Source organism: Mucilaginibacter dorajii, from assembly GCF_024808255.1.
Classification (GTDB): domain Bacteria; phylum Bacteroidota; class Bacteroidia; order Sphingobacteriales; family Sphingobacteriaceae; genus Mucilaginibacter; species Mucilaginibacter dorajii.
Genome location: NZ_JANTYS010000009.1, coordinates 87,592 through 100,247, shown reverse-complemented (window position 1 = coordinate 100,247; position 12,656 = coordinate 87,592). Strand labels below are relative to the sequence as shown.

Below are 12,656 nucleotides of genomic sequence, written 5' to 3'. Positions count from 1 at the left end.
ATAACTTTGAAAGCTATAAACACGGGGCTGCGCTGCAGCCTGAGCTCCAAATACAAAGCCGTCGATATGATTGTTTTTACACTCCGTTAGGAGTATCGTGTTTATAGCAAATAAAAAAACGTTTTGGCTCCGTAGGAGCCTCCTTGTAATACAGTAAGCCTACTGCTTTGTTCTTCTGATTCTCTATGCCGCCTAAAACAACTCTACCAACCGCTCCAAAGCCATTCCCCTCGATCCTTTGATCAGGATAGTTGATCCGGTTATCGGGAGTGCCTTCAGTCCCGCAATAGCATCCTCTGCGGTAATATAAAAATGGTTTTTGTCCTTCGTCTTTTGTCCTTGATCTATAATCCCGGCTACTGCCGAAAAGTCTTTCCCAATAAAAATCCTTTCATCCACCTCTGTATCCAAAGCTTTTTGAATAACGGAGGCGTGCTCAACGGCCGATTCTGGTCCCATTTCAAACATATCGCCCAAAATCAACACTTTGCGTTTGGCTTCCAGCTTTCCAATGTTTTCAATGGCCACAAACATGCTGCTCGGGTTGGCATTGTAATAATCGCAAATAAGAGTATTGGTAGCCGTTTGTACAATTTGCGACCGGTTGTTTTTAGGCTGATAGCCTTCGATGCCCGCATTGATCTCGGCCGCGGGTATATTAAAATAAGTACCGATGGCGATAGCCGCTAATATATTATGCAGGTTGTAAGCCCCGGTAAGCTGGGTTTTTACTTTATATTCTTCCCCTGTTTTATTGTTGGTCCATTCCAATCCCAGCAATGGCGAATTTTCAACCAGCGCGCCGCTCACCAAATCATCAATAGTATTGGTGCCGTAATAAACAACATGGCTTAACTTTCGCGCCCCTGCCATTTCAAGCAGGGTATTATCGTCACTGTTAATAAAAACGGATGAAGGACTTTCGGACTTTCGGACTTTCGGACTTTCAGACTTTAAAAAATAATCATACAATTCACCCTTACCTTTCTTCACACCTTCAACTCCACCAAAGCCCTCCAAATGCGCTTTACCCACATTGGTAATTAAGCCGTGCGATGGCTGGGCAATGCTGCAAAGTAGTTCAATTTCTTTTTGGTGATTGGCCCCCATTTCAATAACAGCCATTTGGTGCGATGCATCGATAGTTAAAATGGTAAGCGGCACGCCGATATGATTGTTGAGGTTACCTTGTGTAGCCTGCGTTTTAAAATGCTGAGAAAGCACCGAGTTGATCAGTTCCTTGGTAGTTGTTTTGCCGTTGGTACCAGTCAGCCCGATAACAGGGATACTCAGCTGGCGGCGATGGTGCCGGGCCAGATCTTGCAAAGAAGTTAAAACATCATCAACCAACAGGTATTTTTCATTCAGTTGATACACCGGGTTGTCAATAACCGCGTAGGCGGCACCGGCTTCTATGGCCTTTTCTGCAAAGGTATTGGCATCAAATTTATCGCCTTTAAGCGCAAAAAACAGGCTGCCTGCACCTATTTTACGGGTATCGGTGCTGATAACAGGATGTTGAAGAAACAGTTGATATAGTTGTTGGGTAGTTGTCATGTTTAATATAACCGCGTTATATGGCAATTGTATAACAAAGTAACCTTTTCAAAATTACTTACGCAAGTGGTGAGGGAATATTGAGGGGCTGTATATCGCAGACGACTCACCCCGACGAGGCTCCGCCCGTCTTCCCCTCTCTCCAACTTCGTTGCATAGAGGGGTGGCAAGGTTATTCATTGATTTTTTTAGCCCTCTATGCGGCTTTAGCCGGAGAGAGGGCAGGTCCAGCGAAGCGTAGACCGGGTGAGTCGTCCCTTGGTTAGTTGACGCCTTATTTATACGTTAATAAAAGCAAACCCATCGCTACGTTGTAGATGTTAAGAAAACCGCCCGCCCTTATTCATCCAGCTAATCACCGCTTTAATTTCGCCATAACTATAATCATCGCCCAAAATTTGCTTTAGGGGTGATAGCATTTCGCTGCCATAACTTTCCACAGCATCTTTAATAACAGGTACTTTCGCCGCCGGTACTATCTCCAATACATCAATTTCGCCAGATTCAATGAAATGACTTAAATGACTTTCAATAGTCATCGGCGATAGGCCTCGTTCGGCTGCTATTTCGGCAACGCCTTTGCCATGGCGGTACATGGTAAAGGTTTCCATTTTGGTATCGTTGGTTTTGCGTGTTTTAGGTGCCCGCTCCGCACGCTCAGTTTTTGCTTTACGCTCCCGTTTGGGCGATTTATAAGCAATCTTGGATTCCAGTCCTTTTTCCTTGCAATAATCTTTAACTGGTTGCAACAACTCACGGCCATATCGTGCCAGTTTTACATCGCCAAAACCCGAAATTAGTCGAAGCTCATCCAAATTTTGCGGTAAAAAGGTAGCCATCTCTAACAGGGTAGCATCTGATACAATGACATAAGCCGGTACATTTTCATTGTGGGCAATATCATTGCGTACCCGTTTCAGACGACTCAGCAATTCGGCCTCATGTGGTGGTGCCTCGTGGTGGGTGTGGGTTTCTTCGGTTGTTTCGCTTTCAATAAACTCTACCTTTTGAAGGCCTTTTAATACAGCCTGGCTTTGCGGGGTTAAATTTAAAATGGGATATTCCTGCCCGCCCATTTGTAAATAGCCGGTGGTGATGAGCTCACGGATGTAGCGTTGCCAGTCGGGCTTGCTGATATCGGCACCAATGCCATAGGTTTTTAGTTGTTTATGTTCCTCGCGGATCTTTTCTGATTTTGATCCGCGTAAAAAATCGATCACATAATTAACGCCGAAACGCTCATTTAAACGGGCCACTGCCGAGAGTGCTTTTTGAGCGATAAGCGTACCGTCAAAACGTTTAAACTCGGTGAGGCAAACATCGCATGAACCACAATTGGGTGGAAAAGCCTCGTCGAAATATTTCATGAGGTATTGCCTGCGGCAGCTTTGGAGCTGGCAGTACATCACCATATCATTAAGCTTGTTAAGCATAATGCGGCTTTGTTCCTCGTTCCCTTCAATCCGCGCAAAATGCTGCAATTTACCTGCATCGCCCGGCGAATACAATAGCATCACTTCGGAAGGCAAGCCATCACGACCAGCCCTGCCGGTTTCCTGGTAATAGCCCTCAATATTTTTAGGCAGGTCCATATGCACTACGTAGCGCACATTTGATTTATTGATACCCATACCAAAGGCGATAGTTGCCACAATGATCTTTACATCATCGCGCAAAAAAGCCTCCTGGTTTTTGGCTTTTACATCGTTGCTAAGGCCGGCGTTGTAAGGTTCGGCACTAAAACCGGCGCTTTTCAAATCGTCGGCCAGCTCTTCTGTCGATTTACGTGAAAGGCAATAAATAATCCCCGATTCATCTTTTCGCTCGTTCAAAAAATCGGTAAGCTGCTTAAAACTGTTCCTTTTAGGTGTAACGCGGTAGGTAATGTTTTCCCGGTTAAAAGAGGATACAAATACAGCCGGATTGTGCAGGTTTAATTTTTCAAGGATATCTTTTTGGGTAAGCTTATCGGCAGTGGCGGTAAGCGCGATAACCGGAACTTTTGGGAATTCGGTTTTTAACTGTGCCAACATCAGGTATTCGGGCCTGAAATCGTGCCCCCATGATGATATACAGTGTGCTTCATCAATGGCTATCTGTACCACGTTAAGCGTTTTCAAAAAGGGGACAAGCTTGTTTTCGGCACCAAACAAGCGCTCGGGTGCAAGGTAAAGCAGCCTGATCTGGTTGTTTTTTAACTTTTCGGCCAGCTGGCGCTGCTCATCGGGGTTTTGCGACGAGTTTAAAAATGCCGCCGGGATGCCGCTTACATTCAGGCTGTCAACCTGGTCTTTCATGAGCGCTATCAACGGCGATATCACAATGGTTAAACCATTTAATAATACCGCGGGCAACTGGTAACATAATGATTTGCCGCCGCCGGTGGGCATCAGCGCCATTACATCCTGTTTATTTAAAACATGCTGAATGATGGCTTCCTGCTGATGCCTGAACGCGCTATAACCAAAATACTTTTGCAGTGCCGATAATGGGGTCATGATAGATGTGCAAATGTGCAGATTTCAGATGTGCCGATTAATTTGTACACACCCAACCTTTCGATGTGCAAATTACGAATTATCAATATGGATTGCTAAAATTTTTAGATTTTTTGATGGTTTATAATTATGGTTTTTGTAAATTTGTGTATAACGGATAATTTCTTTTAATCTGAAAGGGATTATGCCCATCGTTTAAAAACAAACAAAGCCCCCAATTATAAATATATAACATAAGTATTTGTTTATTAATGTGTTGTGGTTTCATTCTGAGTTGCTAAAGGTATTCAAAAGGAACGAGAAAGGTGCGCGGGAGGATATCAAGAGGTGAGCGAAAGGTGTGAGAAAGGTGCTTGAACGGATGCGGTAAGATTGATGGCAATTTATTGTAGATATAGTAGTTCTAAAATCAGCCGGGCAGATGATCTGCATCTCTCCGTAACATTTCCACATCTAAAATGTGCACATTTGAAATCTGCACATTTTTTCACCATATTTAGCTTTTACTACACCCTATATCAATTTTATGATAAAAAGACTACTCCTTGTTTTAGTAGCTGTTGTTTCCGTATCAGCTTCCTTCGCACAAAAAATACAATCGCCCGAGGAATTCCTGGGCTATAAACTGGGGGAACATTTTACCCCGCATTATCGCATTGTAGACTACTTTAAATACGTTGCCCAGGCATCAAAAAATGTAAAGCTGCAGCAATTTGGCACTACTAACGAGGGCAGGCCTTTGCTGGCTATGTTTATCGCATCTGACGAAAATATTGGCCGGTTAGAAGAAATTCGGCACAACAACTTACGCGTTGCCGGTATAGAGAGCGGTCCGCTGATTGCTAATGTGCCGGTAATTACCTGGTTAAGCTATAATGTGCATGGCAATGAGCCTGCCTCAAGCGAAGCCGCCATGTGGACTTTGTACGATTTGGTCGATCCATCAAATACCCAAACCCAAGCATGGTTGAAAAATACTTTAGTGGTTATTGACCCTTGCTTAAACCCGGATGGCCGCGACCGTTATGTACATTTCTATAATTCGGTAGTTGGTGCTACACCAGATGCCAGTCCAACATCGCGCGAACATGCCGAGCCATGGCCGGGAGGCAGGGTGAATCATTATTATTTCGATTTAAACCGCGATTGGGCCTGGCAACAGCAAAAAGAAACCCAGGCCCGTGTAGGCCTGTTTAACCAATGGTTGCCGCAAGTGCATGTAGATTATCATGAACAAGGTTACAATGCCCCATACTATTTTGCGCCGGCTGCCGAGCCATACCATAAAGATATTACCCCATGGCAGCGCGAGGCCCAGGTATTGATTGGTAAAAACAATGCTAAGTATTTCGACCAGAATGGCTGGATGTATTTTACCAAGTACGAATTTGATTTGCTGTATCCATCTTATGGCGATACCTATCCTTTATATAATGGCTCTATCGGTATGACGTATGAGCAGGGTGGCATTAGCGCCGGCCTGGCTGTTGTTACCCGCAGTGGCGATACCTTAACACTGGTTCAGCGTGTGGCGCACCATCACTCAACCAGCTTAAGCACTATCGAAACCGCATCGGCCAATGCTCAAAAGCTAAAAGACGAGTTTAAAAAGTTTTATGATAACAGCCGTGCTAATCCGCCGGGCGAGTATAAAACCTATGTAATCAAAAACGATAATAACAATAAAATAAATGCCCTGGCCAAATTGCTGAGCCGTAATGGTATTCAATACGGGTTTGGGTTGAGTAATAAATCGGCTACCGGTTATAATTATATCAATGGCAAAACTGAACAATTTAATGTGGGTGCTAATGACCTGGTGGTAAATGCTTATCAGCCAAAAGCCGTATTGCTGCATGTATTGCTGGAGCCAAAAACATTTATTCCCGATTCTAATACATATGATATCACCGCATGGTCATTACCTTATGCCTTTGGTTTAAAAGCTTACGGTGTTAAAGAATCATTTAAACCGGCCAATGCCGATTGGGGTATTATAGCGCCAAAAGCTTTGATAAATACCCATGCTTACGCTTACGTATCAGCCTGGCAATCTGTGGGCGATGTTAAGTTTTTATCGGCCCTGCTAAAAAAGAAAATAAAAGTACGGTACTCCGAAAAAGCATTTGAATCGGCGGGTAAACAGTTTGCTCCCGGATCATTATTAATAACTCGTGCCGGGAACGACCGTGCTGATTTTGACCAGGTAGTTACCCAGACTGCTGCCGAACTTAATCAGGAACTCACACCCCTTGCATCCGGTTTTGTTGATAAGGGGTCTGATATTGGTTCTGATGCCGTGAGGTACATTCGCCAGCCCAAAGTAATGGTTGTTGCCGGCGATGGCGTAAATTCTGAGGCTATGGGCGAGGTATGGCATCTGTTTGAAGCGCAATTAGGTTATCCTATTTCGTTGATCAGGTACCAGGATCTGGGTCGCACCCGTTTGGCCGATTATGATGTGGCCATTTTTCCCGATGGCAGGTATGATGATCTTCCATCAGATAAACTGGTTAGCTGGGTACGCGACGGTGGTAAGCTGATAGCCATTGATAATGCTGTTGCTTCCCTTGCCGATAAGAAAGGTTTCCTGATTAAAAAGAAAGAGGATAAAAAAGACGATAAGGACAAAGATAAAACCGTTAAAGTTTACGGAGATCGTGATCGCGACGCCATCCGTGAGCAAATCCCGGGCGCTATCTTTAAATTAAACCTTGATAACACACATCCCCTTGGTTTTGGCTTGCCAGAATACTATTACTCGCTTAAACTGAACGATGATATCTATGAGCTTTTTGCCGATAACGACGGCTGGAATGTAGGCACTATTAAAAAGGATAGTTATGTATCGGGTTTTGCCGGGGCCAAAGCCAAACAAAAAATTAATAACGGCCTGTTGCTTGGTGTGCAATCACTTGGCCGTGGTTCGGTAGTTTACATGGTAGATGATCCGCTGTTCCGTAGTTTCTGGGAAAATGGTAAACTGTTGTTTAGCAACGCGGTATTTATGGTAGGGCAGTAAGGAGCCCCCCAGCCCCCTAAAGGGGGAGCTTGAAAATCAAACGGCCTTGCTTTATTAAAAGCAAGGCCGTTTGATTTTGTAAATATCTACTTTGCTAACATGCAAATCAAAAAGCTCCCCCTTTAGGGGGCTGGGGGGCTTCGCTTTGCCTCTAATTATTCCCTTTCACCCTTCCTTTTTCGTCATCGGCACCGCTGCGGTGTTCGCGTACTTGGATGGAGTTGTTGCCAAAGTTGTAGGTTAGTGTTAAACGGCCAACCCTGGTATCGTTATGCTGCCTTATGGTAAAGCTGTTGTTAAGGGCGTTACTGCTCAGGTTATTGCGGCGAATGTTGAAAATGTCGTCGCAGGCAAGTTTCACGTTGAACTTTTTATCCATAAATGATTTGCTGATGCCCATATCAACTGAGTAGCGCGGCCTTATTTTATAGATACCATATGTTAATGCCGATTGATAATCGCCCATGACCTCTAAACGGGCACCGGCAAATTTAAAGGTTTGGGTGGTGCGGGCCTGGTAAGCCCATTGACCATCGCGAAAGTTATAACCCGCTAATGAATCGGATTTAAAGCCAAGGTAAAATGCGGTTACGTTAACATTACCTTCCCACCATTTGGTAATGGTGAATGGGGTATTGATATTGGCATTGTAACCGGTTTGCGTTTGTAAGTTGGCATTGGTTTGAAACGTTTTTTTGCCTTCGGTTAATATCAGTTCGGTAATAGCGTTTGTAGTGCGGTTATACCCCAGGCTTACGTTAACCGTTTTATTATAGGTATAGTTAAATTCAAAGTTTTGGGTGTATTGCGGATTAAGGAACGCGTTACCTTTATTAAAGGTATATGGATCAAGGTAATAAATGAACGGATTCAGGTCATCGTATCCCGGCCTGTCTATGCGGCGACTGTATGATAAGCTTACCTCGTTTTTATCATTAATAGTATGGTTAATAAACGCGCTTGGGAAAAAATTAAGATAGCTGCGCTTTACCGGCGTACTGCCCACCAGGTTTCCATTTGATTGTGTATTTTCTGCACGAACGCCAACTTGTATTGATGTTTTTTTGAATTGCTTGTTCAGGTTAATGTAACCGGCCTGAATGTTTTCCTGGTAAATGAACCGGTTTGATCGGCCTACATCATTAACAACGCTGCCGTTGGTATCAATCTGCGCCCGTAAATCGTTGTCGGTTTTAACACTGCTAAATTTAGCGCCTACTTCAAGCTTTATGGTTTTGGTAAGTGGCTTGGCATAGTCAAACTTGCCGGTATATATGGTAATGTTTGATGGCGTTTGGTTAAACAAGGTTTGTGGATTACGCACCAGGCTGCCATTGGGGTAAAAGTAATCGGTTTTGTAATAGGCGTTAGTATAGTTCCTGAATTTTGAATAATCAAGATCGATGCTTAGCTCCTGGCCGCTGGTGTCAATTTTGTAGCGGTCGTTAAGGTTCAAAGCAAAGTTTTTATAGGTTTGGTGAATAGTTGATGCCGTGTGCAATAAAGTATCGGCTACGTTAGGCTGCCTGCCGATGAGCGTATGGGTATCATTATCGCTTGTGCCGCTGTTTGAGTACCCGCTTACCACGAAGCCAATGGTGTGTTTTGGCGTAAGGTCATAATCGGCACCCAGGCGGTAATTGTTGTAGTGGTTGCTTTCGGGCATCATTGATTGCTGGTTAAAATATGTTTTATGCCCGGCGCTATCAGTGATCCTGTCTAACAGAAGATCATGCCCGCGCCTGTTATCACCGCGACTAAGCGTACCAAAAACATTCAAATTACCATCTTTATGGTTTAGGTTTAAGCTGGTGTTATCCCTCCAGTACTGGCCTTTCGCGGTACCTGCTGTTAAGCTGCCGTTGGTGCCCGATTGGGTATTCTTTTTTAGTTTAATGTTGATGATGCCCGAGTTGCCTGCCGCGTCGTATTTAGCAGATGGGTTGGTAATGATCTCGATTGATTTAATGGTATTGCCATCGGTTGAACGTAATAAGGTAGCTAACTGCGCTGCTGATAAATAGGTAAGCTTATCATTGATCATTACTGTTACGCCCTGTTTACCTTTAAGGCTGATGTTGTCATCCTTATCAACCGTAACGCCCGGTGCTTTGGCTAATATTTCCATAGCTGTATTGCCGGCTGCAAGCACGCTGTTCTCTACATTCATTACTGTGCGATCTATCTTGCGTTCAATTAGGGGTTTGGTAGCGGTAATAGTTACTGTTTTTAAAGCAGTGTTGGTGCCTGGCTGCAGGTTTAATACAGGTACTTCAATAGTAGCCGAATTTTCGGTAACGGTAAATGGTTGGCTTATGGCTTTGGCGTAGCCAACAACAGAGGCTTTGATGAGGTATTTGCCAGCCGGGATCTTTTCAAAAGAGTAAACGCCGTTATCGTTACTTAAAGCCCCTTTAACAACGGTCGAGTCGGTGGCTTTGATGATGCTTACGCTGGCATAGTCAAGCGGCTTGCCCTGGTCATTTACCAACGAGCCGGATACTTTGGTGCTGCCCGCTTTGACGGCCTGGCCAAAGGATACACCCCAGCTGATAACTACAAGCAGGAGTGTATATATTATATAGTTGATTTTAGTTTTCATTATCATGGTTTTTAAAAAATTGGGCAATAAAAAGCCGTTAAGGAAAATGCTCCCTTTTAAATTTTAGTAAATAAGTTTTTTTGTTTTTGGCCCCTGGCCTTAGGTGTGTTTAGTAGTTATTTAATATAAGCGGTTGTTTTCATAGTGTATCAGTTTTAGGGGGCGGTGGATACGCGTATCCTGTTAAAAGCCCCGGCCGGTAATTGTGTGCATTTTGATATAAGATGCACAAAGGGGGTGTTTGGTTACAGCTATTTTAAACTTTTTAATGTCGGGAAGATGGTTTTGGCAGTAACCCTTCCCCAAATCAAACGCCAAAAGGATAGTTGATGTTGGTATACTCATGATAGTGTTCCACCGGAACGGGTGGAACGCATGGAACACCATGGACACCTACTGGGTTGATTACCAATCAATTAAGTATTGTTGAAAAAACAACAATGTGGAACAGTTTAACGCCTGTATACCAGTTAATTACAATAAAAAACGTTATTTCTTAGTTCCAAATATGTCATTTACTGACAAAATGGTGTCACCACCCGAATAGGTTTGTCGTCCTATAAAAAGTTTACAGTTGGTTGGCTTAAGGTATAGCAGCACGAAACATTTCTTAATTACAGCAAAAAACATGCGTTATTGTATAAATATAGGGCTGATGATGAGGCTTTATATAAGCTTTTACGCTAACAATATTGTATAAAGGCTTGCTTGCTTTAATTAACCGGTTAACATCAACCTTAATTGTAAAAGCATAAAAAGGAATAATAAGCCCGCTAAATAATAGCAGGCTTATATATTTTACAAAAGATCTCATTATATATAATGATGATAAGGTTATTGTGCCGCGTTTTTGATCGAGTCGGCAACTTCCTGCCTGCGCAGGCTATCTATAGTAGCTTGTGGTACCGGCGGTATTTTACACTCCAGGCCGTTAGCGGCCATCACAAACACAGATCCGTTTGGATTGGTAGGCTGGTTGCTTTGGCCACAATCGTATAGGTTAAAGCCCATGTTGCGGTCGAGTTTTTGATCAATAACCAGTGTTGAGTTCAACGGAACCTTTATGGTGATGTATAGCTTTTGGCCCCTCCATTTGGCCCCTGCAAGGCGCTCAATCCTGCGGTCGAATTTTAAAACAGAATCTTTTTGCGTAAAACGGTAGCTGATATTGCGGGTGTTCATCAACGCGTCTTCATAGTCACGGCCGCGGGCGGTAAATGACTCAATCAATACCGGTTGTGGCACATCGCTTTTTTCTACGTTGATGCTAACGGGATCTGATGCGCCAAAATTGTCATCGCCGTTAAAGTCGTCATCTAAAATAACCATGCCGTTAAAGCGCTCCTTGATGCGCAGGCGGGTGCTATCCTCATTGCTCAGGTATTTGGCATCGTTAAGCTGCAGGTAGTAGGTGCTGTTGGCTGTTGGTTTAATATTAACTGTATTGCTAAGCCGGGCACCTTCCCTAAAATCGGCAGTTGCTTTTACGCCGTAGTAAACAACAGCACCAAGTGCGGCCAGCCATACACATAATAAGGTGGTACCAATGGTGCGGTTAAATGTGGCATTTTTAAACAAGAAACCTATAATTAACAGGATGATAGTTAATAAAGGGATAGCCAGCAATAAAAAGCCACCGGCCAAAAATACCATACTGGTTTCCTGGTTAACAAAGTTAAAAGGAGGTATGTGGTAAATATCCTGTTTGCCAAAAGCTAAAAAGGCAACCAGGGTAACAATAAGCGCGATAGCTAAACCAAAACAACCTAATAATATAGCGCCGCCTATGAGCTTACCCAGCAAGCCGCCTGCTCCGCGTAAGAACACACCCAGGTGGTCAAAAAAATCGCCAATGAAATCGCGTGTTTTATATACAAAGGGTTTTGCTTCATGCTGAAAGTTATGAAGATGGTCTTTTACGGTGCTCAGCTCTTCTTCAAAATTCTTTTTAAAGCCTTTAAGGTCTTGTTTTTCACCTTTCATGGCCATCCTATCGGCACGGGAAACGGCTTTAGGGACTACTATCCATAGTATTACATATAAAAAGAAGCCGCTTCCTGCTGCGCAAAAAGATACGGCGAAAGCTAAGCGTACCCAAACAGCCTGAATATCGAAGTAATTGGCAATGCCCGCTGCAACCCCGCTCACCAAATGATCGTCCGGATCGCGGAAAAGCCGGCGGCGTTCTGTATTATAAGCATAGTTACCGGCGCCTGGTGCTTTTGCATCGTCCTCGGCAAACTCAAAATCCTCAACAGTGCCCATTTGCTCAACAACCAGTTTAACATCCTGCTCAACAATTACCTGCTTGCTTTGGCTTGCTAAAATTTCATTAAACATTTCGGCAATGCGGTTTTCAATGTCGGTAGTGATCTCCAGGCTGTCGGCCGAGGTCGAAAAATGACGTTTTACATCAGTCATGTAAAGTTTAAGTACGTCGTAAGCATCCTCTTCGATGTGAAAAACGGTGCCGTTTATATTTATGATGATAGTTTTATTCATGATGGGTAATAATTTCAGGTTCTTTTATTTTCTTTCTCCAATGGCTGTTGTAACAGCATAAACTAATTCCTGCCAGGTTTTATCCAGCTGTTCAAGCACATTCCGGCCTTCGTCGGATAGTACATAGTACTTTCGTGGCGGGCCTGAAATTGACTCAACCCAGTTGTAAGTGAGGAGGCCATTGTTTTTTAAACGGGTTAACAGGGGGTACAGAGTACCCTCAACTACAAGCAGTTGGGCTTTCTTAAGCTCAGCAATTATGTCTGATGCATATGTTTCGCCCTTAGCTATGATGGATAGGATGCAGTACTCCAGTATGCCCTTCCTCATTTGGGTTTGTGTGTTTTCAACGATCATAATACAAAGATATATGTTTAAGATTGTATTATGCAATACATAGTACTAAAATTATTAACTTTTATTATTAAAGATGCTTTTTTTAAAAAAAAGTCATCTTTTTTAAGATTTAACTTGA

General features: G+C 43.4%; 6 protein-coding genes. 1 reads left to right on the top strand and 5 read right to left on the bottom strand.

The features are described from left to right. Positions 1-192: 192 nt before the first annotated feature. Positions 193-1,557 (bottom strand): UDP-N-acetylmuramoyl-tripeptide--D-alanyl-D-alanine ligase, encoded by a 1,365-nt coding sequence (locus FHS10_RS13995; RefSeq protein ID WP_259091588.1) that lies wholly within the window; start codon positions 1,555-1,557, stop codon positions 193-195. A gap of 320 nt (positions 1,558-1,877) precedes the next feature. Then, positions 1,878-4,055 carry a DNA helicase RecQ gene (recQ, locus tag FHS10_RS13990; protein ID WP_259091587.1) on the bottom strand — a complete coding sequence of 726 codons (2,178 nt, stop codon included), beginning with the start codon at positions 4,053-4,055 and terminating at the stop codon, positions 1,878-1,880. Positions 4,056-4,581: 526 nt separating this feature from the next. Here recQ and FHS10_RS13985 point away from each other — a divergent pair. Beyond that, the gene (locus FHS10_RS13985; RefSeq protein ID WP_259091586.1) at positions 4,582-7,077 is read left to right on the top strand and encodes a M14 family metallopeptidase; all 2,496 of its coding nucleotides are present in this window, start codon (positions 4,582-4,584) and stop codon (positions 7,075-7,077) included. 151 nt (positions 7,078-7,228) lie between these two features. Here FHS10_RS13985 and FHS10_RS13980 read toward each other — a convergent pair whose 3' ends face one another. From FHS10_RS13980 to FHS10_RS13970, 3 genes are all read right to left on the bottom strand, one after another. Then, complete coding sequence (locus tag FHS10_RS13980; RefSeq protein ID WP_259091585.1) at positions 7,229-9,679, bottom strand: TonB-dependent receptor domain-containing protein; 2,451 nt, start codon at positions 9,677-9,679, stop codon at positions 7,229-7,231. 834 nt (positions 9,680-10,513) lie between these two features. Then, positions 10,514-12,181 (bottom strand): PspC domain-containing protein, encoded by a 1,668-nt coding sequence (locus FHS10_RS13975; RefSeq protein WP_259091584.1) that lies wholly within the window; start codon positions 12,179-12,181, stop codon positions 10,514-10,516. 24 nt (positions 12,182-12,205) lie between these two features. Beyond that, positions 12,206-12,538: a PadR family transcriptional regulator gene (locus tag FHS10_RS13970; RefSeq protein WP_184544065.1), complete on the bottom strand. Its 333-nt coding sequence runs from the start codon at positions 12,536-12,538 to the stop codon at positions 12,206-12,208. Between the last annotated feature and the right edge of the window lie 118 nt (positions 12,539-12,656).